The sequence below is a fragment of the Thiorhodococcus drewsii AZ1 genome (assembly GCF_000224065.1).
In the GTDB taxonomy this organism is placed as follows: domain Bacteria; phylum Pseudomonadota; class Gammaproteobacteria; order Chromatiales; family Chromatiaceae; genus Imhoffiella; species Imhoffiella drewsii.
Genome location: NZ_AFWT01000056.1, coordinates 1 through 22,971, shown reverse-complemented (window position 1 = coordinate 22,971; position 22,971 = coordinate 1). Strand labels below are relative to the sequence as shown.

The 22,971-nt window shown below is 64.8% G+C and carries 19 protein-coding genes and 2 rRNA genes; 14 read left to right on the top strand and 7 right to left on the bottom strand.

Going from position 1 to position 22,971, the window contains the following annotated elements:
* The coding region (locus tag THIDRDRAFT_RS21655; protein WP_007043066.1) for an efflux transporter outer membrane subunit at positions 1-1,346 on the top strand (1,346 nt) is incomplete at its 5' end.
* A gap of 12 nt (positions 1,347-1,358) precedes the next feature.
* Here THIDRDRAFT_RS21655 and THIDRDRAFT_RS21650 read toward each other — a convergent pair.
* Together THIDRDRAFT_RS21650 and THIDRDRAFT_RS21645 are read right to left on the bottom strand one after the other, a co-directional pair.
* Positions 1,359-2,210 carry a helix-turn-helix transcriptional regulator gene (locus THIDRDRAFT_RS21650; RefSeq protein WP_007043065.1) on the bottom strand — a complete coding sequence of 284 codons (852 nt, stop codon included), beginning with the start codon at positions 2,208-2,210 and terminating at the stop codon, positions 1,359-1,361.
* Complete coding sequence (locus THIDRDRAFT_RS21645; RefSeq protein ID WP_007043064.1) at positions 2,194-3,006, bottom strand: methyltransferase; 813 nt, start codon at positions 3,004-3,006, stop codon at positions 2,194-2,196. The genes THIDRDRAFT_RS21650 and THIDRDRAFT_RS21645 overlap by 17 nt, the downstream gene beginning before the upstream one ends.
* Positions 3,007-3,228: 222 nt before the next feature.
* Here THIDRDRAFT_RS21645 and THIDRDRAFT_RS21640 point away from each other — a divergent pair, with 222 nt between their 5' ends.
* The 11 genes from THIDRDRAFT_RS21640 (at position 3,229) to THIDRDRAFT_RS21590 (ending at position 15,274) form a co-directional block, all read left to right on the top strand.
* Positions 3,229-4,095 (top strand): DUF4405 domain-containing protein, encoded by an 867-nt coding sequence (locus tag THIDRDRAFT_RS21640; RefSeq protein WP_007043063.1) that lies wholly within the window; start codon positions 3,229-3,231, stop codon positions 4,093-4,095.
* Positions 4,096-4,215: 120 nt separating this feature from the next.
* The gene (locus THIDRDRAFT_RS21635) at positions 4,216-4,692 is read left to right on the top strand and encodes a MarR family winged helix-turn-helix transcriptional regulator (RefSeq protein WP_007043062.1); all 477 of its coding nucleotides are present in this window, start codon (positions 4,216-4,218) and stop codon (positions 4,690-4,692) included.
* Between the two features lie 243 nt (positions 4,693-4,935).
* Entirely contained in the window at positions 4,936-6,231 is a 1,296-nt protein-coding gene (locus THIDRDRAFT_RS21630; RefSeq protein WP_007043061.1) for an HlyD/EmrA/EmrK family protein, read from the top strand.
* A 17-nt stretch (positions 6,232-6,248) separates the two neighbouring features.
* Complete coding sequence (locus THIDRDRAFT_RS21625; RefSeq protein WP_007043060.1) at positions 6,249-7,781, top strand: DHA2 family efflux MFS transporter permease subunit; 1,533 nt, start codon at positions 6,249-6,251, stop codon at positions 7,779-7,781.
* Complete coding sequence (locus tag THIDRDRAFT_RS21620) at positions 7,782-7,988, top strand: hypothetical protein (RefSeq protein ID WP_007043059.1); 207 nt, start codon at positions 7,782-7,784, stop codon at positions 7,986-7,988.
* 218 nt (positions 7,989-8,206) lie between these two features.
* Complete coding sequence (locus THIDRDRAFT_RS21615) at positions 8,207-8,530, top strand: STAS domain-containing protein (protein WP_007043058.1); 324 nt, start codon at positions 8,207-8,209, stop codon at positions 8,528-8,530.
* Position 8,531: 1 nt separating this feature from the next.
* Positions 8,532-10,661 (top strand): chemotaxis protein CheA, encoded by a 2,130-nt coding sequence (locus THIDRDRAFT_RS21610; protein WP_007043057.1) that lies wholly within the window; start codon positions 8,532-8,534, stop codon positions 10,659-10,661.
* A 91-nt stretch (positions 10,662-10,752) separates the two neighbouring features.
* Positions 10,753-12,807, top strand: a complete 2,055-nt coding sequence (locus tag THIDRDRAFT_RS21605) for a HAMP domain-containing methyl-accepting chemotaxis protein (protein ID WP_007043056.1) — start codon at positions 10,753-10,755, stop codon at positions 12,805-12,807.
* A gap of 10 nt (positions 12,808-12,817) precedes the next feature.
* Positions 12,818-13,372 (top strand): chemotaxis protein CheW, encoded by a 555-nt coding sequence (locus tag THIDRDRAFT_RS21600; RefSeq protein WP_007043055.1) that lies wholly within the window; start codon positions 12,818-12,820, stop codon positions 13,370-13,372.
* Positions 13,362-14,222, top strand: coding sequence for a CheR family methyltransferase (locus THIDRDRAFT_RS21595; protein ID WP_007043054.1), 861 nt, complete (start codon positions 13,362-13,364; stop codon positions 14,220-14,222). The genes THIDRDRAFT_RS21600 and THIDRDRAFT_RS21595 overlap by 11 nt, the downstream gene beginning before the upstream one ends.
* Positions 14,219-15,274 carry a protein-glutamate methylesterase/protein-glutamine glutaminase gene (locus THIDRDRAFT_RS21590; protein WP_007043053.1) on the top strand — a complete coding sequence of 352 codons (1,056 nt, stop codon included), beginning with the start codon at positions 14,219-14,221 and terminating at the stop codon, positions 15,272-15,274. Before THIDRDRAFT_RS21595 ends, THIDRDRAFT_RS21590 begins: the two co-directional genes overlap by 4 nt.
* Before the next feature lie 72 nt (positions 15,275-15,346).
* Here the strand turns inward: THIDRDRAFT_RS21590 and THIDRDRAFT_RS24175 are convergent, their stop codons facing one another.
* The gene (locus tag THIDRDRAFT_RS24175; protein ID WP_007043052.1) at positions 15,347-16,645 is read right to left on the bottom strand and encodes a methyl-accepting chemotaxis protein; all 1,299 of its coding nucleotides are present in this window, start codon (positions 16,643-16,645) and stop codon (positions 15,347-15,349) included.
* A 328-nt stretch (positions 16,646-16,973) separates the two neighbouring features.
* Positions 16,974-18,395, bottom strand: coding sequence for an aminotransferase-like domain-containing protein (locus tag THIDRDRAFT_RS21580; protein WP_007043051.1), 1,422 nt, complete (start codon positions 18,393-18,395; stop codon positions 16,974-16,976).
* A 211-nt stretch (positions 18,396-18,606) separates the two neighbouring features.
* On the opposite strand from THIDRDRAFT_RS21580, the gene ilvE reads away from it, so the two are divergent.
* The gene (ilvE, locus tag THIDRDRAFT_RS21575) at positions 18,607-19,488 is read left to right on the top strand and encodes a branched-chain-amino-acid transaminase (RefSeq protein ID WP_007043050.1); all 882 of its coding nucleotides are present in this window, start codon (positions 18,607-18,609) and stop codon (positions 19,486-19,488) included.
* 13 nt (positions 19,489-19,501) lie between these two features.
* Here the strand turns inward: ilvE and blaOXA are convergent, their stop codons facing one another.
* Positions 19,502-20,281 (bottom strand): class D beta-lactamase, encoded by a 780-nt coding sequence (gene blaOXA / locus THIDRDRAFT_RS21570; RefSeq protein ID WP_007043049.1) that lies wholly within the window; start codon positions 20,279-20,281, stop codon positions 19,502-19,504.
* Between the two features lie 848 nt (positions 20,282-21,129).
* Between blaOXA and rpoH the strand changes: the two genes are divergently transcribed.
* A complete protein-coding gene (rpoH, locus tag THIDRDRAFT_RS21565; RefSeq protein WP_007043048.1) occupies positions 21,130-21,975 on the top strand; it encodes an RNA polymerase sigma factor RpoH in 846 nt (281 codons plus the stop codon).
* 450 nt (positions 21,976-22,425) lie between these two features.
* Here rpoH and rrf read toward each other — a convergent pair.
* Both rrf and THIDRDRAFT_RS21555 read right to left on the bottom strand, forming a co-directional pair.
* Positions 22,426-22,541 (bottom strand): 5S ribosomal RNA (gene rrf, locus THIDRDRAFT_RS21560).
* 89 nt (positions 22,542-22,630) lie between these two features.
* Positions 22,631-22,971 (bottom strand): 23S ribosomal RNA (locus THIDRDRAFT_RS21555); the annotation flags it as partial.

Sequence of the window (22,971 nt, the reverse complement as noted above, 5' to 3'; positions counted from 1 at the left end):
TCCCCGTGGCCTCGGCGGTGCCGGCGTCGGCGCCAGCATCGGCCGTGCCCGCCAGTGCGCTGGGCTGGCGCGCGATGTTCGGCGACCCGCGCCTGCAACGGCTGATCGACCTGGCCCTGGAGAACAACCGCGACCTGCGCCTGGCCACACTCAACGTCCAGGCAGCGCGGGCACGCTCGAACATCCAGCGCGCCGCGCGCCTGCCGGCCGTGGGGCTGGACGCGACGCACAGGCGCGAACGCACCCTGACCACCGATGCGACCAGCCGCGAGCTGGACCAGCAGACCGGAGTGAATGTCGCGCTCAGTGCCTTCGAGCTGGATCTGTTCGGCCGTGTGCGGACGCTCTCCGATGCCGCGCTCGCGCGCTACCTGGCGAGCGAGCAAGGGCGCGACGCCGCGCAGATCACACTGGTGGGCGCAGTGGCCGACGCCTACTTCACCCAGCGCCTGGCCGAGGAACAACTGCAACTGTCCGAGCGCACCCTGACCGATTGGCGACAGTCCCTGGCGTTGGCGCGCCTGCTCAAGCAGGCCGAGCAGAACAGCAGCCTGGACGTGGCCCAGGCCGAAGGACAGGTCGCCCTGGCCGAGGCCGACGTGGAAGGGCGCCGCCGCGCCCTGGCCGAGGCGGACAACGCGCTGCAATTGCTGGTGGGCAGCGAGCTGCCCGGCGACCTGCCGCCCGCCGTGTCGCTGGAGCGCCAGCCGGTGATCGCGCGCCTGCCGGCTGGGCTGCCGGCCGATCTGTTGCTGACCCGCCCGGATCTGCGCCAGGCCGAACAGATGCTGGTGGCGGCCAACGCCGATATCGGTGCGGCTCGGGCCGCGTTCTTCCCGCAGATTTCGCTCACCGCGTCCTTCGGCTATGCCAGCGCCTCGCTCGGCGCCCTGTTCGACCCGGCCCGGGAGGTCTGGCGTTTCGCGCCGCAGATTTCACAGCCGCTGTTCCAGGGCGGGCGTCTGCGCGCCGAACTGCGCCTGGCCGAGGTGCGCAAGTCCGAGGCCGTGGCCCAGTACGAACGTGCCATCCAAGTCGCCTTCCGCGAGGTGGCCGATGCCCTGGCGGGCACCGCCACCTTCGACCGTCAGATCGAGGCACAGCGACGTGCGGTGAGTGCGACGCAACGCAGTCTGGAGCTGTCCGAGCTGCGCTATCGCGCGGGCCTGGACGGGCGTCTGGACCTGCTCGACGCTCAACGCCAGCTCTATGCCTCCCGGCAGGCGCTGCTCGATCTGCGCCGCGCGGAGATCGCCAACCGGGTCGCGCTGTACAAGGCCCTCGGCGGCGGCCTGCATGCGGACAGCGATGATGCGGCAGCAGCTCCCACTGAATCCCGCAGTTGACGGCTGTCGGGTTCAGGATATCTGCGGCGAGCGCGCCAAAACGCCCGGCGTGTAGCCATAGGCACGCTTGAAGAGCCGGGTCAGATGGGGCTGATCGGCGAACCCGGCCTCGGCCGCTGCCTCGACGATCACGACCCCGTGGGCGATGAGCGCATGCGCCCGTTCCAGACGAGCCTGAACCAGCCAGGCATGCGGCGGTAGGCCGTAGGCGCGAGCGAAGGCCCGCAGCAGGCGATAGCGTCCGGCACCCGTCGCCTGTTCGAGATCGGTCAGGGTCACGGCCTCGGCCAGATGATCGGCGAGATAGTCGCGCACCGACCGGGCCAGACCGGGCTCGACGGCATGAGAGCGGTGTCTCGCGGGCTCCGCGCCATGGACCCGGACGAGATGGCCGAGTGCCGCGAACAGCCGGCTCTCCCGCTCCAGGGGATCGGCCGCCCGAAAGATCCGGAAAAAGGCGGCGAGCCGCGCGACCGCCCGCGGATCCTCGATCACACCGACGGGAAAGTCCGGCGGCGCTTCGCGTCCCTCGTCCAGGTCGCCGCGCAACCGCGTCAGCATCCCGGCCGGGATCTGCAGGGTCCAATAGGTCCAGCCATCCAGATCGGCCTCGCCGGTATGGATCTCGCCCGGATCGGCGAGACAGAGGGTGCCGGCCGGGGCGACCAGACTCCGGCGCCGGTAGACGAATCGGTTGGCGCCGCGCACCACAAGCCCGACCGTATAGTCGTCGTGGAAATGACGCGGAAAGGCCAGATGACGGACGTCGGCCCGCCGCACCCACAGGACCTCGTCCCGGTCCTGGATGCGCCAGCACCGGGTATGGGATCCCGCCCGAGACTCGGATTCAGCCAGACTCGCCATGCGCCCCCTTGCTGCCGACCGCCTCGAAGAAGAGGTAATAACAGCTTCCATCGCCACTGTCCGCCGCCAGGAGATCCTCGATGCCGCGCTCCCAGAGCCGCGCGTCGAAACCTCCCGCCACCGCACTGGATCTCACGCCCTCGACCATGGGAACGATGATGCGCCGCATGAAGCCCTCGCGCAGCACCGGATCGCCCCCATCGGCATGGATCAGTATCGGAGCGACGCTTACCTCCGAGAATCCGGCCGCCGACATGAGCCCCCGCAGCAGCCGCCCGATCATGGGATCGCCCCCGAGCCGACGCTGCTCGGCGACCAGCGCGTCCCAGACGGCCCGCGACGCCGGCGTCTCCGGCTGAAAGCGGAAGGAGCCGTGGTCGCCCTCGATCAGAGTCAGGGATCCTCCCGCCCGCAGCATGCCGCCCAGCCGCGCGAGCGCCGCCTCGGGCCGTTTCAGATGCTCCAGCACAAAACAAACGAAGGCATGATCGAAGACCTCGCCCGTCAAGGGATCTCGGCTCAGATCGCCATGGACGAAGCGAAGGCTCCGCTCCCATCCGGCGAGACGCGCTCGGGCCAGATCCAGCTGACCGGCATCGACGTCCAGACAGGTCAGATGGATACCCGGGTTGTCCTCCAGCAGGGCCAGGCTCTGACGACCGCTGCCGCACCCCGGCTCCAGCACCCGGCTGCCGGCCGGGAAGCGGAGGTCGCGGTGCAGGAAGGGACGCAGGATCGCCGCCTGATCCGAGAGACGCTCGGCCTCGCGCTCGGAATAGCCGTGAATGTAGCCCATGGTTTCACCCATCTCCGTTTTGCAGGACGGAAACGGTAGCCGGTACGGATCCCTTCGTCTTGAATACTCTTGCAGCGCGCGGAACGGCGGCCATGACGCGCGAACCAGGCAAGACGGATCGTCACCCCGATCGGCCGCTCCATTGACGAAGGGCATGGACGCACAGCCGATGAAGCGCCGATCTTGCGACGATCGGCAGACCCGAAATCCCAAGGAGCCAGGATGCGCAAGAACAAACAGTCCATTCGCTCGCTCACGGCCTTCATCGTGACCTGGGCCTTCGTCGTCCTCATGGTCACCGGCCTGGTGCTCTACGTCGTCCCGCACGGACGCATCGCCTACTGGATCCACTGGTCGCTCTGGGGGCTCGAAAAGGACCGCTGGGCCTGGATCCACATGACCTTCGGCGGCGTCTTCATCCTCGCCGCCTTTCTGCATCTCTATTTCAACTGGAAGCCCTTCAAGCAGTACATCGCCGACCGCATCCAGGGACATCTGGCATTCAAGCGCGAGATCCTGATCGCCACCCTGGCGACCCTGGTCCTGGTCGTCCTCTCGGCGCTCGACCTGCCCCCGGCCAGCTGGATCATCCAGCTGAACTCGGACATCAAGAACGCCTGGGTCACCGAGCCCGCGCTCGAACCGCCCTTCGGTCACGCCGAGGAGGCATCACTGGCCGCGCTCGCCAAACGCATGGACTTCGACCTGGAGCCGGCGCTCTCGGCGCTGCGCGATCGGGGGCTCGCCGTCGAGAACGGCCGCGAGACGCTCGAGCAGATCGCCCGGCGCAACGGCATGACGCCCATGGCGGTCTATGCGCTCATTCCTCGACCGCAACCAGCTCCGGTATCCACGGAGGAGAAAATGACGCCCGAGGAGATCGAGGCACGCTTCGCGGGAACCGGTCTGGGCCGCAAACGGCTCTCCGAGGTCTGCGAGATGGTTGGGCTGGACGTCCGGACAGGGCAGGAGCGTCTGGCGAGCGCGGGCATCGAGGCCGGACCCGACGACGGCATTCGCGACCTGGCCGACGCCAACGGCAAGCGCCCGATTGACCTGCTGGTCATCATCCTGAACGGAGGCCAGTGAACCGGCCGCACCTCCCGGCCGACAAGTCGCACAGAACACCGGACGCGTTGAATCGCAGGATCTTGACGATGACTGCCTAGACAGCTATTGTCTAGACAGCAAAAACAGACAGGTTATGCCATGGCAGATGAGACGCCCCTCCAGCAGCCCGTTGATGCGGACAAGAGCCCCTTCTCGAGCGAGAGTGTGGGACGGTATCTGAACGAGGCATCCGGGAGACTGATGGAGGCGCTCGATCGGCAGGCACGGGGCGTGGGCGTCAGCGCCGCGCAGTGGCGCGTGTTGATACGGATTGCCTTGGATATCGACACGACGGCGGCCGATCTCTGTCAGAACCTGCGCTACGACACGGGCTCCATGACGCGGATGCTGGATCGTCTGGAAAATCTGGGACTGATCCGACGGGAGCGCAGCACCGAGGATCGTCGGGTCGTCCGGCTCAGTCTGACCGAGGAAGGAGAGGCGATCTGTCCGCGCCTGCAGCAGATCGGTATTCGGGTCCTCGATCATTTCCTCGCTGACTTCACGCAAGAAGAGGCCGCGCTGCTCACGGACCTGTTGAAACGCTTCGCGTCGGCCCCGCCGCTCAAGGACTGAAACCGCAAGACATCACCCAGGCAAGCGACGCAAGAAGCGGGGCATGTCGAGGTTCGTCATAATAGCTGCCTTAGCAGTTACAGCTTGAACAGCAAGATGCGCGTACGGGGAATGGAGGTCCTGACATCGTCAGCCGCTCGAGCGGCTGACGAATGACGCGGACTGAACATCGTCTGCCGCGAGCCGAACGATCGCGGAAAGGCCGTCTTTCAGGATTCACTCGAGACCAGGATCTTTTCAACCATGGCTTCGGATCTGTCAACGTCGCCCGCCCATCCGCCCGGAGCCCCCGCCCCGAGGGTTCCTGCCGCCCCTTCCCCGCCGGATCGCGCCAGGAGGCAGCGTATTTTCAGCATGCTCCTGGCGGGGTCGCTCTTCGCCGGGCTGGGCGGGGCCTATGGTCTGTACTGGTGGATGGAAGGCCGTTTTCTCGTCGGGACCGAGGATGCCTATGTGGCCGGCAACCGTATTCAGGTCACCGCTCAGGTCGCGGGCACGATCATCGCCGTGCATACCGAGGATACGGATCGCGTTCAGGCCGGGGACACCCTGGTCGTGCTCGACGATACGGATGCGCGCGTGGCGCTCGACCAAGCCAAGGCCGCCTTGGCTGAACGGGTGCGAGAGGTCCGGGAACTCTTCGTGCAGTCCCGCGTGCAGGAAGCCAGGGTCAAGGTCCGTGAGGCCGAGCTGAAGCGCGCCGAGGACGATCTGGTCAGCCGGAACCACCTCGCCAGGACCGGCGCCACCTCGCAGGAGACGCGCCGGCACGCCGAAAATGACGTCGCACAGGCCCGGGAGAGCCTGGCAGCGGCCCGCGAGGATCTGGCGGCGGCCCAGGTCCTGATCGACAAGACCTCGGCGAGCGAACATCCGCGCGTGCGTCTGGCCGCCGCCCAGCTGCGCGCGGCCTATCTCGACTGGCGACGCACACGGGTTCCGGCGCCGGCCTCGGGACAGGTGGCCCAACGCTCGGCGCAGGTCGGCCAGCGCACGGAGCCAGGGGCTCCGCTGATGTCGATCGTGCCGCTCGAGGATCTGTGGGTGGACGCCAACTTCAAGGAGGCCCAGCTGTCCGATGCACGGATCGGCCAGCCGGCGGAGATGACGGCGGACCTCTACGGCGGCGACATTCACTACCACGGCCGCGTCGTGGGGCTGTCGGCAGGGACCGGGGCGGCATTCGCGCTTCTGCCGGCCCAGAACGCCACGGGCAACTGGATCAAGGTAGTCCAGCGCGTTCCCGTTCGGATCGCCCTCGATCCCCGGGAGCTGGCGGCGCACCCGCTGCGAATCGGTCTTTCGATGCGGGTCACGCTGGACGTTCACGACCGGGAGGGCTCGCAACTCCCAGCCGTGCGGCGGAATGCGCCTGTTGCCGAAACCTCCGTCTACGATGCCTTGGATCGGGACGCGCAGGCACTGATCGATGGGGTCATCGCCGCCAATCTCGGGGACTCGGACATCTCGCCACAAGCGGAACCGGCACCTGCCGAGACAGCGGCCAGTCCGATCGACGTCCAGGCGGCGCCGCGCTGAAGGATGGAGTTCCAGGGATGAGCCAAGCCCCTCTCGCGCCGACTCTCCCCCCGCTGACGGGTGTCCCCCTGGTGCTGGCCACCATCGGCCTGTCCCTGGCCACCTTCATGAACGTGCTGGACACGACCATCGCCAACGTCTCCTTGACGCCCATCGCCGGCGATCTGGGCGTGAGCCCCAGCCAAGGCACCTGGGTCATCACATCCTTCGCCGTGTCCAACGCCATCACCATTCCTTTGACCGGCTGGCTGGCCCAGCGGCTGGGGGCGCGGCGGCTGTTCCTGATCTCGACATCCCTGTTCACCCTGGCCTCACTGCTGTGCGGCCTGTCGCAGAGCCTGGGCATGCTGCTGGTCTTCCGCGTCCTGCAGGGACTGGTGTCGGGTCCCATGGTCCCCTTGTGCCAGACCCTGTTGCTGCAATCCTTTCCCAAGGAGAAGTCGGGCATGGCCCTGGCCTTTTGGGCCATGACGGCGACCGTTGCGCCGGTCATGGGGCCGATCCTGGGCGGCTGGCTGACCGACAACTGGTCCTGGCCATGGATCTTCTACATCAATATTCCAGTCGGTCTGGCGTCCGTCTGGCTGACCGCCTTCGCCCTGCGCGGCAGGGAGACCCCCACGACCAAGCGTTCGATCGACTATGTCGGCCTGATCCTGCTGGTGGTGTGGGTCGCGGCGACCCAGATCATGCTCGATCGGGGCAAGGAGCTGGAGTGGTTCAATTCGCTCGAGATCGTCCTGCTGGCCGTGGTGGCGGTCATGGGTCTCACCTTCTTTCTCATCTGGGAGTTCACCGAACGGCATCCCGTCGTCGATCTCTCCCTGTTCAAGGAACGCAACTTCGCCGCCGGCACGCTGGCGCTCTGCCTGTCATACGCGACCTTCTTCGGCACCCTGGTCCTCATCCCCATGTGGCTGCAGCGTTTCATGGGCTATACGGCGACCTGGGCCGGCCTGGTAACCGCGCCGATCGGGATTCTGGCGCTCGTTCTGTCGCCGATCATCGGGCGCCTGATGGGCAGGGTCGATCCCCGGCTCTTCGTCACCCTCTCCTTCGGCGTGTTCTTCCTGTGCAACGCCTGGCGAGCGACCTTCTCGCCCGAGGTCGACGCCGGCACCATCGCCGCCACGCATCTGGTTCAAGGGATCGCCATGGCCACCTTCTTCCTGCCTCTGACGGCGATCATCCTTTCCGGGCTGGAGCCTCACCGCATTCCGGCGGCATCCGGTCTGTTCAACTTCCTGCGCCTGATGGCCGGCGCCTTCGCGGCCTCCATCTGGACCACGCAGTGGGAAAACACGGCCTCGCGGCATCATGCCTACCTCACCGAGCCCGTCACGGCAGCCTCGGCCGAGACCGCACGGGTGCTCGACACCTACCAGTCCATGGGGATGACGCAGCAGCAGGCCTATGCCCAGATCGCTCGGACGATCGACACACAGTCCTATTTCCTCTCGATCCTCGATATGTTCGCGCTGGCCGCCGCGCTCTTTCTCGGGCTGATCGCCCTGATCTGGCTGGCCCGACCGGCTCGACAGGGGGCGTAAATGCCGGAAATGCCATCTGTGAGGGTGTGCGAGCGCTTCCTGCCCGCGCTCGACGCGCACATACAGGCGAATCTCGAGCTCACGCAGGTCGACCTACGGCCTCGAAGACGGCCGATGCGGCTCAAGATCGAGGAAGAGGTGCAGGAACTCGCCTCGCTCTTGGACGCGGCGCTAAAGGGACCGCCCAGGCTCACGCATTCCGGTTGACGAGGGTCGCATCGGGACATGCCCGGCTGGCGGAATTCGGGCAGATGGCCTGGGGTTGTTGAATCCGATATGCCTCCTATGCTTGAAACGAATCGTGTAACCCCAATGACCAAGCCAGTCATCCATCCCAACGAATGCCCAAGGCGATCCAAGCGACGTCCTAGCCTGTCGAAATTCGATGACCCGGCCTTTCCGCACGGACCTGATCGGAGGGAGACATGTCGAATGTGATTCGGATCGAGCCAGGCCCGCAGGGCACCGTCCTGCACTTCGAAGGCGACCTGACTATCTTCCAGGTCGGCGAATACCTGCCCCAATTGCTCGCGCTCGAGGCTGACGAGGAATCGCTGGTGGCGGATCTGAGCGCGACGACGGAGGTGGACGGCGCAGGGATTCAGCTCCTGATCGCCCTTCGGAAGCAGCTGGAGACCGCCGGGGGGCGACTGACCCTGCACGCCCCCTCCCCTGCGGTCACGGATGCCCTGGTCACCTGCGATCTCTGCGACTACTTCCACATGGAGTGCACCTCGGAGCCTTGCTGACATGTCCGACCCCGTCGACATCTTCCGTACCGAGGCCGAAGAGCATCTGTCCGCTCTGGAAAGCGCCCTGCTGGAACTGGAACAGCGTCCCGAGGACCCCGAGCTGATTGCGCTCGCCTTCCGCGCTATGCACACGATCAAGGGTGGCGGGGGCATGTTCGGGTTCACGGAGCTCTCCGCCTTCACCCATCATCTCGAGACCGCCCTGGACAAGGTCCGCAACGGTCTGTTCCCGGTCAGCCCGGAGCTGATCAGCATCCTGCTCGACGCCAAGGACCATATCATGGGCCTGCTCGAGGACCCCGTGCTCGACCAGACCCAGATCCTGGTCGGGCGAGGACTGCTGGAGCGTCTGCACGCGCTGATTCCCGACGAGCAGATCACCGAGGCGAAACAGACCACTGCGGCCCAGAGCACCGCGATCGCCGACCCCGGCGGCGAGGGGCGGGATCAGGTCTACCGCGTCCGAATCCGCCCCTCTGCAGGGGCCTTCCGCGATGGCTTCGACATCTTTCCCATCCTCAAGGAACTGCAGGGACTGGGAACCTGTTACATCACGACCGACACGGGGGGTGTTCCCGTTCTGGCGGAGCTGGACCCGGAATCCTGCATGCTGTCCTGGGACCTGGTGCTGGTCACGTCCCAGGGCGTCGAGGCCATCCGGGACACCTTCATCTTCGTCGCCGACGAGTGGCGGATCGACATTGATCCCATCGACATCGACGACGACCAGTGCGACCGCATCGGCGAGATCCTGGTGGAACGCGGCCTGATCGCGCGCAGCCAGATAGAGACCCTGCTCGCCGAGAAGCCGCGCGTCGGCGAGGTCCTGCAGCAGGCGGGCCTGGTCACGGAAACCGACGTCGATGCCGCGCTCAGAGAACAGCAGGCGATCCGGGACACGCGGGAGCGCAGTGCGCGCGGCGAGCAGGAGAGTCTGGTGCGGGTGCCCGCCGCGCGGCTGGACAGCCTCATGAATCTGGTCGGCGAACTCGTGATCGTGCAGGCGCGCATGCATCAGCTCGCCCAGTCCCGCGACGACGAGGCCATGGGTGCAATCTCCGAGGATCTCGACCGGCTGACCACCGAGCTGCGCGACAACACCTTCTCCATCCGCATGCTGCCCATCGGCACCACCTTCGGACGCTTCCGCCGCCTGGTGCGCGATCTCTCCCGCGAGCTGGGCAAAGAGATCCGCCTGGAGACCGAGGGCGCCGAGACCGAACTCGACAAGATGGTCATCGACCGTCTCGGCGACCCCCTGGTGCATCTGATCCGCAACAGCATCGACCACGGCATCGAACCGCCCGAGCAGCGCGAGGCCGCAGGCAAGCCGGCAGCCGGCACCATCCACCTGGCCGCCGAGCACGCCGAATCACACGTGGTGATCCGCATCCGCGACGACGGCGCCGGCCTGAACACCGGAGCCATTCGCGCCAAGGCGGTGGAGCGCGGCCTGATCGCCCGCGACCAGACCCTGACCGAGGAAGAGATTCAGAGCCTGATCTTCGAGGCCGGTTTCTCCACCGCCGACCGAGTCTCGGACATCTCCGGACGCGGTGTGGGCATGGACGTCGTGAAGCGCTCCATCCAGGATCTTGGGGGCCAGGTCGGGATTCGCAGCGAGCCGGGCCGAGGCACCACCCTGACCATCACCCTGCCCATGACCCTGGCCATCATCGAGGGTCTGATGGTGGCCGTGTCCGAGGAGCGCTATGTGCTGCCTTTGAGCTGCGTCGAGGAATGCATTGAGGTCGAGCGAGGATCCGAAGGCAAGCGCAACGGCCAGCGGCTGGCGCGCGTGCGCGGCGATCTGGTGCCCTATCTCAGCCTGCGGGAATGGTTCGCGGTGCCGGGCGCGGCCCCGGACATCGAGCAGATCGTCGTCACCCGTCTCGGCGAGCAGCGTTTCGGCTTCAGCGTCGACCAGGTCGTCGGACAGTACCAGACGGTGGTCAAACGTCTGGGCAAGCTCTACGAAGGAAACGCAGGCCTGGCCGGGGCCACGATCCTGGGTGACGGCGGTGTCGCCATGATCCTGGACGCGGGGGCCCTCGCCGAGTCCCTGGAAGACGAGGTGCGGACGAGGGGTCGCAAACAGACCGGGCGACCACCCATGGGGACGAAATAGGAGCGAAGCCGTCGCGCCCCATGCCTGGGGCATGACGACATGCGTCGACCGGAGGCCATCTCGCCTGGCCTGCCACTCACGGAGAACGAACATGATCAGAATCCCACTGAAAGTCCTGCTGATCGGTGCCTTTGTCATCCTCATCCTCCTGATGGGCGGAACCAATTTCATCGGCGTGGATGCCCTCTCGTCCATGAACGAGCGGCTCGATGGTCTCGTCAATGGGTCCGCCGAGAAGGTCAAGCTCGCCTCGGGCATCCGCCAGGATCTGCTCGCGGTGAACCGCGACGAAAAGAACCTTATCCTGGCCGAGGCACCCGAGGAAATGGACGCCTTCGCCGCCGATATCGCCGGCACCCGGGAGGGGATGCGCGAGAAGCTGGAGAAGCTGCGCGCACTGGCCACTGGTGCCGGCCTGGAAAAACTGGAAACCTTTGCGGGCCTGTGGGAGGAGTACCTCCAGGTGAGCGCCGAGGTCGCCCGTCTGTCGAAGCTCAACTCCAACGTCAATGCCCGCAGGCTGAGCCGGGGTCAGGCAAGCGCCGCCTTCGACGAGGCCATGGGCCTCTTGAACGCGCTGAAGCAAGAATTCGACACCGATCTGGCGCAAGCAGCCGACCTAGAGACAGTCCGGCGCGCCGCACAAAAGATCGCAGTCGCCGCCCGCGTCGAGCGCGGCATGATGGCGATCCAGCGTGACGAGAAGAATCTGATCCTGTCCCGCAACCAGAAAACGATGGACGATTACGGGGCCGCGATCGACACGGCCGTCACTCAGGTCAAGCAGACCTCGGATCAGTTCGACAGCCTGTTGGATGCCCAGGAACGGAAGGCTCTGGTGCAGTTCTACCAGGCCTTCGACAAGTACCTGGCGCTGGATACGCAAGTCCGCGAGATCGGCCGCGAGAACGGCAATACCCTGGCCTTCGAGTTGTCCTCCGGAAAGGGCCGAGCGCTCTTGGACCAGGCAGAGACACTCTTGGCCGACATCGTCCGGGTCAACGACGAGGACATGTCCACGGACCTGGCCGCCAGCGACGCCAACTACGCACAGGCCAGACAGACCCTGATCGGCGCCTCCATCGCCGCCTTCGTGATCGTCCTTCTCATCGCCCTGGTGGTCATCCAGCGCATCAACCTGGTCAGTCGCATCACCAGCCGGATCGGCGAGGGAGACCTGACCACCCAGTTCAATCCCAACTCCAGCAATTCGGATATCTATGGCGTCCTGCGATCGATGAACATGAGCCTGCGTGACATCGTCGGCGAGATCCAGGAAGCGGCGGCCAACGTCGCCTCCGGCAGCGAGCAGAGCAGCAGCACCGGTCAGCAGATCGCCCAGGGCGCCACCGAACAGGCCGCCTCGCTCCAAGAGGTTTCCTCCTCCATGGAGCAGATGAGCTCCAACATCGCCCACAGCGCCGACAATGCCCAGCAGACCGAGCAGATCGCCCGCAAGGCGGCCCAGGACGCCGAGACCAGCGGTGCCTCGGTCCGCGAGACGATGGAGGCGATGAAGGACATCGCCGACAAGATCAACATCATCGAGGAGATCTCGCGTCAAACCAACCTGTTGGCGCTCAACGCCGCCATCGAGGCGGCCCGGGCCGGCGAGCACGGCAAGGGATTCACCGTGGTCGCCGCAGAGGTTCGCAAGCTGGCCGAGCGCAGCCAGAAGGCCGCCGGGGAGATCGTCGCCCGTTCCAAGAGCAGCCTGGCGGTGGCGGAGGAGGCCGGAGGTCTGCTGGCCCAGCTGGTGCCGGACATCCAGAAGACCTCGGACCTGGTGCAGGAGATCAGCGCCTCGGCACGGGAACAGGATTCGGGCGCGACGGAGATCAACAAGGCGCTCCAGCAGCTCGACCAGGTGGTCCAGCAGTCGGCGGCCGCGGCCGAGCAGATGGCCTCCACATCCGAGGAACTGGCCGCCCAGGCCGAGCAGATGCAGTCGAGCATCGCCTTCTTCACCGTCGACACGGGCGCCGGGCGCATCCCCTCTCCGGCCGGCAAGAAGCCCGGCAAGGGCCGGCGCAAGCCGACCCCGGGGCGCAAGACGGAGACCAAGAAGGCCAAGTCCGAGGAGGCCGAGTCCGGCGTCGAGATCGATTTGGACGACGAGGATGCACCCGAGTTCGTCCGCTACTGAGGGAGACACCATGGCAAGCGAAGCGCAGAGCGCGCACGGCCTCGATCAGGGCTCCCTGCAGATCCTGACCTTCATGCTCGACGGCGAGATCTACGGTACCGATATCGCCCAGATCCAGGAGGTGCTGGAATACCGTCGCATCACGCCCGTCCCACGCACGCCAGACTTCATGCTCGGCGTGATCAATCTGCGCGGCAACGTGGTCCCGGTGGTGGACCTGAGGCGCCAGTTCGAGATGCAGCTGAGCGAGCCCACGGTGGATACCTGCATCGTCATCGTCGACGTCATGGTGGACGGCGAGATGACGGCTCTGGGCATCCTCGCCGACGCGGTCAAGGAGGTGATCGAGCTGGGCGCGGACATGATCAAGCCCCCGCCGCGCATCGGCAGCCGCATCGACACCCGCTTCATCAGCGGCATGGGCAAGCAGGACGAGGAGTTCATCGTCATCCTCAACCTCGCGCGGGTGTTCTCCCGTGAGGAGCTCGGCGACCTGGTCGACAGCGCCCGTGAGACGCGCCTCCCCGCCCAGGAGGCAGGACAGCCCCCCGCCGATGGCGACTGAGCGGCTGCAACAGGACGCCCTGTCCGCGCGCGACCACAAACGGGTGGCGGACTATGTCGGCCGCGTCGCCGGCATCCAGCTCCCGGAGTCCAAGCGTACGCTGATCGAGGGACGGCTGCGCAAGCGCCAGCACGCCCGCGGTCTGCGTTCCCTACGCGATTACATCGACTTCGCTCTGGACGAGCAGGCTGGGACCGAGGAGCGCCTGCATCTGATCGACGCCATCACCACCAACAAGACCGACTTCTATCGCGAACCGGCGCATTTCCGTTTCCTCCGCGAGCACATCCTCGGCGAGATCGCCGTCCGACGCGATCGCGGCTGGCGGAAACCACTGCGCATCTGGAGCGCCGGCTGCGCGTCCGGTGAAGAGCCCTATACGCTGGCCATGGAGATGCTGGAGCTGCAGCGTATGCATCCCGAGTTTCGTTTCGAGATCCGCGCGACCGACATCTCCGCCAGTTCGCTGGCGATCGCCCGGACCGCGATCTACCCGCACCAGCGGGTCGCCTCCATGCCCCTGACGCTGCGCCGGCGCTATCTGCTGCGCACCCGCGACCGCAGCCTCGACCTCGTGCGCATAGCGCCCGAGGTGCGCGAACGGGTGCGCTTCGCCAGCCTCAACCTGCTCACCGATGCCTACGACGTTCCCGACCGGCCGGACATCGTCCTCTGCCGCAACGTCATGATCTATTTCAGTCATCCGGATCGCGACCGCATCGTCGCGCGCTTTCTCCGCATACTGCCGCCGGGAGGCCTGCTGCTGATCGGCCATTCCGAGTCCTTGAGCGGAAGCGGCACGGCCTTCGAGCAGATCCAGCCTGCCATCTACCGCAAGGCCGAGTCGTGAGCCCGGTAAAGGTCATGGTGGTGGACGACTCCGCGCTGGTCCGCCAGACGCTACGTGACCTGCTGGATGCCGATCCGGACATCGAGGTGGTGGCCACCGCCCAGGATCCCTATGCGGCGGCCGAGAAGCTGCGCAAGGTGGTCCCGGACGTGATCACGCTCGACGTGGAAATGCCGCGCATGGACGGGGTGACCTTCCTCGAGAAGCTCATGCGCCAGCACCCGATCCCCGTGGTCATCTGCTCCTCGCTGGTCGGCGCCGGCACCGAGACCCTGATGCGTGCCCTGGAGGCCGGTGCCGTGGACATCATCCAGAAGCCGGCGGTGGGCACCCGCCGCTTCCTGGAGGAGTCCCGGCTGCTGATCACGGATGCGGTCAAGGCCGCAGCCCAGGCACGCCTTAGGCCCGGCCCGGCGCCCCGGCCGCCGAGGAAGCTCAGCGCCGATGCCGTGCTGGAGCCCCCCGGCGCCAAGGCCATGGCAGAGACCACCGACAAGGTCATCGTGATCGGCGCCTCCACCGGGGGCACCGAGGCGATCCGAGAGGTCCTCATGGCGATGCCGCTCGGCTGCCCGGGCATCGTCATCGTCCAGCACATGCCCGAGGGATTCACCCGCTCCTTCTCAGAGCGCCTGGACAGACTCTGCAGGATCCGGGTCAAGGAGGCCCAGAACGGCGATCCGGTACTGCGGGGCCAGGCCCTGATCGCCCCCGGAAACCGCCACACCCTGCTCAAACGCAGCGGCGCGCGCTACTACGTGGAGGTCAAGGACGGCCCACTGGTGTCGCGCCACCGCCCCTCCGTGGACGTGCTCTTCCGCTCCACCGCCCGCTATGCCGGACGCAACGCGGTCGCTGCCGTCCTCACCGGCATGGGCGACGACGGCGCCGAGGGTCTGCACGAACTGTTCGAGTCCGGGGCCTGGACCTGCGCCCAGGACGAGGCCACCAGCGTCGTCTACGGCATGCCGAAGGAGGCGGTACGACACGGCGGCACCCAGCGCCAGCTGCCCCTGGAGAAGATCGCTGCCGCCATGCTGATGGCCTCGTGACCTGATCGGACTTTAGGGATGCGACGCACGAGACCTCGATCGTGCGACTCGACCGCTCGTCGAACGCGGTCTCTATCTCACCTTGTCGCGCAACTCACTGGACGCCTCGAGAACGTCGTCCAGGATTCTGGACGCCTCGTCGGTGGCTTGCGACGCCTCCGCGGCATTGCGGGCGATCTCCTCCACTGCGGCGTTCTGTTCGGTGACGCTGGCCGCGACCGACTGCATCTCTGACCTTACCTCGGCGACCCGGCGGCTCGCCTCGACCACGCGCTCCGAGAGATTGACGATTCGCGCGACGTTGTCGTCGATCTGCAGGCGGGTCTCCTCGGACTTGTCGGCGATCTGCTGCGTGGCATCCTGGGTCTTTTGGGCCAACTGCTTGACCTCACTCGCCACGACGGCGAAGCCACGCCCGTGCTCCCCGGCGCGAGCCGACTCGATGGAGGCGTTGAGGGCCAGCAAATTGGTCTGATTGGCGATCTCTCGAATGACCGTGCTCATGGTCGAGATCTCCTCGCCGATGACCGCCAATGTGCGTATCGCGTCGGCCGCCCCCTGCGCCTCGCCACCGACCTGTTGCGTGATACTCTCGACGTCGCCCACCGTGGCGACGGCGGTCTCGGCCGAGCGACTGATCTCCAGGGTCGAGTACGAGAGTTCCTCGGCGGCGGTGGCGACGCTCTTGATGTTGCCCGAGACCTCATTGATCGACTGGACGGTGTTCGTGGAGAGCTCGTTGACGCGGTCGCTGGAGCGCACCATCTGGAACCTCAGCTCATCTTGGGGATCGACCCATTCCACGACATAGGCCGGCTGACCGGAGAGGTCTTCGATGGTCTTGGTGTAGACTCGAAAATGGTTGAGCCCGGCGCCGAAGTCTTGCGCGAACTGCGTGTCGGCCTGCCCTCGGTTCAGACATTCCCTGCCGCAGTCGGCGGTCCTGCAGATATTGGCGCCCCACTGATAACAGGGCTTGCCGAGGAACTCGCTCAAAGGCTTGCCGAATGCGGCCTGAACCGGACCGTTCACGTAGAGCCAGCGCCATTCCTTGTCCCCTGCCTCGCCGATCGCGGTGACAGAACAGGGCTGCTCGCAGGCATCCAGGATCCCCATGAAGAAACGCTCGCGCTCGCGCTGCAGCCTGTCGAGGGTGTCGATATGACGTGGCAGGCGCGCCCTGAGAAACCATGCGGCCGCGAATCCGATCAGCACGCCCAGCGGCCAAATCCAATTGCCGGAGAACTGCCAGAGCAGCGCCCCGAGTAGGGCCACGCACAGAAAACCGATGATCAGCAAGCGACTGAGCCGAGAAATCTCGCGCCGCAACGCGTCCAATGCCTCGGGCACGGAATGATGGTCGATAGCCATGATCGATACTCTACAAAGGGTTGAACACAGGGCCGAAGAAAATCAGGCTGGCACCGACCCAGCAATACCTTTCCGCCCAAAATCTTATAACCCTCCTTCGGTTCTGCGTGTGCACTGATACGCATCTCGAAGGACTCAAGCGTCGTCTTCCAATTAGAACACGGATGGAATACATCCGAGGCGTCTTCGTGCGCTGCATTGTCCCCGAGCGGGCGAGTTCGGCGGAAACCAGATGGGGACTCTATTCGCTTGCGACAATGCCCGGTCTTGGAACCGGACGGATTGGAGATATCCCGAGCCCCAACCCACCGCCCGTTCGCTATGTGCGTTACTTGGACCCGCCTTCCCGAATCAATCCAGCAATGGTCGCCAAGGCCCGCTCGACCCGGTCGTCCCACTCGCAGGCACACGACAGCCGCATGCAGTTCCGGTATTTCTGGGTGGCGGAGAAGATCGGCCCCGGGGCGATGCTGATCTGCCGATCGAGCAGTCGTCGGCTCAGCTCGAAGGTGTCGATCGGCTCGCCCAGCTCGACCCAGACGACGAAGCCGCCCTGGGGGCGCGTAACCCGGGTCCCCTCGGGGAAATGCCGGTCCACCGCCTCGATCATGCGCTCGACCGCGCGCGCGTATCTTTCGCGCGCCTTGCGCAGATGCCGTTCGTAGGCGCCGCTGCGCAGCAACTCGGCCACGGCGATCTGGGGCGCAGTCGCCGTGGCCATGTTGGTCACGTATTTCAGATACTCGATCTTCTCGTGATAACGGCCGGGGGCGATCCAGCCGACGCGCAGCCCGGGTGACAGCGTCTTCGAGAAGGAGGCACAGTAGAGCACCATGCCCTCCTCGTCATAGGCCTTGCAGACGGATGGCCTGCGCTGCGAAAAGCCGATGTCGCCGTAGACGTCGTCCTCGATCAGGGCGACCTGGTGTCTGGCGAGCAAGGCGACCAGACGCCGCTTGCGCTCGTCCGGCATCAGATAGCCCAAAGGGTTGCTGTAGTTGGGCACCAGGATGCAGGCCTTGACCCGCCACTGTTCCAGGGCGAGCTGCAGCGCCTCCAGCGAGGGTCCATCGCGCGGATGAGTCGGGATCTCCAGCGCCTGCAGCCCCAAGGCGTCGATCGCCTGCAGCAGGCTGTAGAAGGTCGGCGACTCGATCGCCACCACGTCGCCGGGCTCGGTGACGGCGCGCAGGGCCAGCACGATCGCCTCCTGACAGCCGTTGGTGACGATGATCTCGTCTGCCGGGGTGTGGCATCCGCATTCCGCCATGCGGCGTGCGAGCTGCTGGCGGAGCTCCGGGGCGCCGGGCGGAAAGGCATAGCCGATGACGCGCTGGCGGTGCAGCCTGGCGGCGCTCGACAGCGCCCGCTCCACCGCGCGCTCGGGGAGGAAGCCGGGCCCCGGAACCGCCGCGCCCAGCTGCACGGTGTGCGGCTCATTGGTCGCCTTGCTGAGCTGCATCGCCAGCTGCTGACCCGAGATCGCCCGGGGTCGCACGCTGGGTCGGGAGATGTCCGGCTCCGGGATTCGGATCCTGGGCCGAGAGCGGACGTAGAAGCCCGAGCGGGGCCTGGCCTCGATGAAGCCATTTTCCTCGAGTCGGCGGTACACCGCGACTGCGGTTGCGGCGCTGATACTGCGCTGGCCGCTAAAGACGCGCACACCGGGAAGCCGCTCGCCGGCCCGAAAGAGGCCCTGCTCGATCTGTTCCGCGATCTCGGATGCCAGTCGTTCGTAGAGGAAGGCCATAGGGTCACCACGACAGATCGGACGCCTTGGGAGCGATACAGATGCCCGACCGCCTCATCTGTACCGAAACAAAAACAGATAATTGCATCTGTAATGTTCACCTCCCGCTCTCTAGAGTCAAGGTCGACAGGAGGATCCGTCGGCGCAGCGATCGTCCGGATCCCATTCGGCCGGCCCATGCCGGTCTTCAAGACACGAGAGGAGAGATTCTGTGCATCGACATGCCATCTGTTGGTTGAACGGGGAGCTGCTGCCTGCGGCTCAGGCGACCCTATCCGTGCTGGATCACGGCCTGCTGTACGGCGACGGCATCTTCGAGGGTATTCGGTTCTACAACCGCCGCGCCTTTCGGCTCGACGCCCACCTCGACAGACAGGAGTTCTCGGCACGGGCGATCGCGCTGCAGATCCCGTACGGGAGGGATGCGCTGATCGAAGCGATCACCCGGACGATCGCAACCTTCGAGGAACCCGACGGCTATCTGCGGCTGGTGGTGACGCGCGGGGTCGGACCCATGGGGCTCAATCCGCGCGGTTGCGGTCCCGCGACCCTCTTCATCGTCGCCGACCAGCTGAACCTAACGAGCCGGGCGGTCAGGGAAGAGGGCGCGCGTCTCATCATCGCCGCCACCCAGCGACTGCCCCCGAACGGTCTCGATCCGCGGATCAAGAGCCTCAACTATCTGAATCATATCCTCGCCCGCATCGAGGCCAATCACGCCGGCGTCGACGAGGCGATGCTACTGAACGGTGCGGGACGGGTGGCGGAAGGCACCGCGGAAAACCTCTTCGTCGTGCGCGATGGCGCCCTGCTGACCCCGCCGACGACCGAAGGGGCGCTCGACGGCATCACCCGGCAATGCATCATCGAGGTGGCGGTGGAGGCGGGGATCCCGGTGCGTGAATGTCCGCTCGCCCCCTACGATCTCTACACGGCGGACGAATGCTTCCTCACCGGAACCGCCGCCGAGCTGATTCCGGTCCGAGACATCGGCGGCCGGTCCGTGACCCATTGTCCCGGCCAGATTTTTCTGAGTCTGCAGGACCGCTTCGCGGCACTGGTGGAAAGGGAGACCGGCCCCGTCGCAGAATAGATCCAGCTGTCCTTCAGTCGATGATGCCCTTGGCCCGTAAGGCATCTCGCGTCAGCGCCGTCCGCAGCGGCAGATCCGCTTTATCCTTCAGGTCGAGATTCATCGCGAAGATCCAGGTGTCGTCGTGCGTCTCGATATAGCCGACGTACCAGCCGACCGACGGGGTCAAGCGCACCGACCAGCCGGTCTTGGCGCGCAGCGTCCAGTCCGGGGTCTGCTCGACGATCATGATGTCGCGCAGGGTGTCATAGGCGTGGGAACTGAAGGGCAAGGTGCGGTGCACCACCTGCTTGATGAAGTCGACCTGCTCGATGGCGCTGATCCGCAGCGATCCGTCCAGCCAGAACTCGGTCAGCACGAAGGGCTCGGAGAGGGTGCCGTAACCGGCCCGACGGATCGCTTCCCGATAGGTCTCGGCACCCACGCGCTGCGCCAGGATCTGATAGCACCAGACGCAGGACACCTTGAAGGCGCTGGCGAGGGTTTGGTCCCGGTTCCAATCCGGGATGTCGTGGTGCCGGCCGTCCCAGATGAAGCGGTCGTCCGCGCTGGCGATGGCCTTGGCGTCGAGGGCGATCAGGGTATTGAAGATCTTGAAGGTCGAGGCCGGCGAGTAGCGGCGCTGCGCGCGGGCGTCGTCGTGGACGAAGGTCTCGCCCGTGCGTAGCGAGGAGAGCACCAGCGTGCCCTCGCGGTCGGCGCGGGCGAAGAGCGACGCGAGATCCGCATCCTCGGCCAAGACAGGACAGGACGGAAGAAGAATGGCCAGCAGAATCAGAATAAGACGATGCATGGAAGCGGTCCGAGTGAAAAACAGTTCCAGGAACAGTGTACCCAATGAGGGATCGAGCGATTGAACATACGATTCCTTGGCCGTAGCGCGCCTAAGCTGGCCTACGAAGCCTGAGCAGCCCTTTTGAACTGGCCCAACCTCGCGTTGAACCGATTGGCTCAAGCAGGCAGCCCCGCCTTGTTGAGCCGGCGTATCAATGCCTGTTTTCGGGCGTTTTCCTCGCGGAAACGCTGCAGGCGCATGCTGAACGCCTGAGTCGATCCTATCCCTATCGCAAGATCGCGCAGGTCGACACGAGCAGGCTGACGGCCTCTTCGTAGGCGAGACATGGCGCAATGCGGCCAGGTCGTCGATCTTGCGCCAGATTTCCTCCTGGCGGGCCTGCTCGGCGGCGCACTCGACCAGCCAGCGCCCGAGCGCATCGGATCCGATGCTGACCGCGCGAAGCGGGGTGCTCGACTCGGTTGAATGCTGCCGATCAGGATCTCCATCGAAGAATCTCGATCGTAGGAGCCGACATGGACTGTCGAAAGAATGAACAACCTTGACAAGCGCGTCGCAGACTCAACCATCGTAAAAATCCCTGCGCTCCCGCACCTCGAGCAAAGGATAAGTTCATCTGAATGTTTAAATATATTTTTTATCGATCAGCGATTCCGATTGCTGCCATCGAAACATTCGATATCGATTTGCCCCCCTATCGTCTTGTACAAAGCTGCTCCATTACCTAAAGTTTGTCGGAACTTTGCTGGTTCTAGCCACACTCAAAACCCAGGTCAAAAGCACTGGCAAAAACCCAACTTTATTGGTAGGATTTTTCCCAAGTCAAACACTCAGGTATTGGAACAATGGTCAAAAACTTCTCAATTATGCCGACAGGCACAATCGAAGCTTATATCAGCAGCGCCTATCAGATTCCGGTCCTGACTCCCGAAGAGGAGCATAGTCTCGCCGTCCAACTCCGGGATCACGACGACATGGCCGCTGCCAGACGTCTCATGATGTCTCACCTACGATTCGTTATCCGCATCGCCCGTGGTTACATGGGATACGGCTTGCCGCTTCCCGATCTGATCCAAGAGGGAACGGTGGGACTCATGAAGGCAGTCCGCCGCTTCGAACCAGATATGGGCGTGCGGCTGGTCTCCTTCGCCGTGCACTGGATTCGGGCCGAAATTCATGAGTACATCTTGCGTAACTGGCGGATCGTGAAGGTTGCAACGACCAAGGCACAGCGAAAGCTGTTCTTCAATTTGAGGAGCGCCAAGAAGCGTCTGGGTTGGTTCACCAAGCAGGAAGTCGACGAGGTTGCCGCCGATCTCGGCGTGAAACCCGAGGTTGTCATGCAGATGGAATCGCGTCTTTCAAGTCAAGATTTGTCGTTCGACAATCTTGATGACGACGATGACGACGCTCCATCCGCGCCCTCGACATACCTACCGGACACTCGGATGGAGCCCTCACGACTCCTCGAACGCGAAGACACGGACCGGAATCAGAAGGAGCGCCTGCATGCCGCTCTCGAGGGACTGGATGAGCGCAGCAAGACGATTCTCCGCGAGCGTTGGCTGTCAGAGAAAAAGCAGACGCTTCATGAGCTTGCTGAGCAATTCGGGGTATCCGCCGAAAGAATCAGGCAGATTGAAAAGAACGCGATGAAGAAAATGCGCCTCAAGCTCGAAGCCACCGCATAAAACCGAGTCGACAAGGATGAAGCACGACCCGCTAGCCCAAACCGACCGCACCACCTACCCCACCTAGCGAGAAACATGCTTTCCGCTAGGTGGGGCCCTCCTCATGAGGCTCCCCGTCTTTCTATCGCGCATGGTCGGCACAGCCCGAGTAGAGCGCGACCTCGGCGAGGTCAGCACCCCGCCCGCTACCAGATCAGCACGCTAGAATTCTGCTTCAGCTCGACAGCGTTTCAGCATAGCTGATCCATGGTACTTGGACCCTATGCGTCGAGATTGTTTGATGGGGTAGATGGAATTGGCCAAAGGCTCGTCGATCCAGGCCGTTCCCGTAGCGACGCCGCGCGATAGTGAGTGAACACGTGATCGCTGTTTCGTCAGCGCAACTATTTTTTTTGCGTCGCAAAGAAGAAACCCCCGCCACCTGTGGGTGGAAGGGGTTTCGGGATAAGGCCCTGGCGGTGACCTACTTTCGCATGGGGAAGCCCCACACTAACATCGGCGAGGCAGCGTTTCACGTCTGAGTTCGGGATGGGATCAGGTGGTTCCACTGCTCTATGGCCGCCAGGAAAACTGGGGGCGGGAGGCGGTTTTAGGGCCTCCCACTGCAATTTGGTGCGATCGTTGGTGTCTTCGTCTCAACGCATTTGGGTGTTATATGGTCAAGCCGCACGGTCAATTAGTACTGGTTAGCTTCACACGTTACCGCGCTTCCACATCCAGCCTATCAACGTTGTGGTCTTCAACGGACCTTTAGAGGCATCAAGTGCCTAGGGAGACCTCATCTTGGGAGGGGCTTCCCGCTTAGATGCTTTCAGCGGTTATCCCGTCCGTACATAGCTACCCGGCAATGCGTCTGGCGACACAACCGGAACACCAGGGGTACGTCCACTCCGGTCCTCTCGTACTAGGAGCAGCTTCCCTCAAGTCTCCAACGCCCACGGCAGATAGGGACCGAACTGTCTCACGACGTTCTAAACCCAGCTCGCGTACCACTTT

Excerpts from the sequence above, each read along its gene's own strand:
- THIDRDRAFT_RS21650 (WP_007043065.1), bottom strand. The coding sequence starts at position 2,210 with ATGGCGAGTCTGGCTGAATCCGAGTCTCGGGCGGGATCCCATACCCGG.
- THIDRDRAFT_RS21645 (WP_007043064.1), bottom strand. The coding sequence starts at position 3,006 with ATGGGCTACATTCACGGCTATTCCGAGCGCGAGGCCGAGCGTCTCTCG.
- THIDRDRAFT_RS21640 (WP_007043063.1), top strand. The coding sequence starts at position 3,229 with ATGCGCAAGAACAAACAGTCCATTCGCTCGCTCACGGCCTTCATCGTG.
- THIDRDRAFT_RS21635 (WP_007043062.1), top strand. The coding sequence starts at position 4,216 with ATGGCAGATGAGACGCCCCTCCAGCAGCCCGTTGATGCGGACAAGAGC.
- THIDRDRAFT_RS21630 (WP_007043061.1), top strand. The coding sequence starts at position 4,936 with ATGGCTTCGGATCTGTCAACGTCGCCCGCCCATCCGCCCGGAGCCCCC.
- THIDRDRAFT_RS21625 (WP_007043060.1), top strand. The coding sequence starts at position 6,249 with ATGAGCCAAGCCCCTCTCGCGCCGACTCTCCCCCCGCTGACGGGTGTC.
- THIDRDRAFT_RS21620 (WP_007043059.1), top strand. The coding sequence starts at position 7,782 with ATGCCGGAAATGCCATCTGTGAGGGTGTGCGAGCGCTTCCTGCCCGCG.
- THIDRDRAFT_RS21615 (WP_007043058.1), top strand. The coding sequence starts at position 8,207 with ATGTCGAATGTGATTCGGATCGAGCCAGGCCCGCAGGGCACCGTCCTG.
- THIDRDRAFT_RS21610 (WP_007043057.1), top strand. The coding sequence starts at position 8,532 with ATGTCCGACCCCGTCGACATCTTCCGTACCGAGGCCGAAGAGCATCTG.
- THIDRDRAFT_RS21605 (WP_007043056.1), top strand. The coding sequence starts at position 10,753 with ATGATCAGAATCCCACTGAAAGTCCTGCTGATCGGTGCCTTTGTCATC.
- THIDRDRAFT_RS21600 (WP_007043055.1), top strand. The coding sequence starts at position 12,818 with ATGGCAAGCGAAGCGCAGAGCGCGCACGGCCTCGATCAGGGCTCCCTG.
- THIDRDRAFT_RS21595 (WP_007043054.1), top strand. The coding sequence starts at position 13,362 with ATGGCGACTGAGCGGCTGCAACAGGACGCCCTGTCCGCGCGCGACCAC.
- THIDRDRAFT_RS24175 (WP_007043052.1), bottom strand. The coding sequence starts at position 16,645 with ATGGCTATCGACCATCATTCCGTGCCCGAGGCATTGGACGCGTTGCGG.
- THIDRDRAFT_RS21580 (WP_007043051.1), bottom strand. The coding sequence starts at position 18,395 with ATGGCCTTCCTCTACGAACGACTGGCATCCGAGATCGCGGAACAGATC.
- blaOXA (WP_007043049.1), bottom strand. The coding sequence starts at position 20,281 with ATGCATCGTCTTATTCTGATTCTGCTGGCCATTCTTCTTCCGTCCTGT.
- rpoH (WP_007043048.1), top strand. The coding sequence starts at position 21,130 with ATGGTCAAAAACTTCTCAATTATGCCGACAGGCACAATCGAAGCTTAT.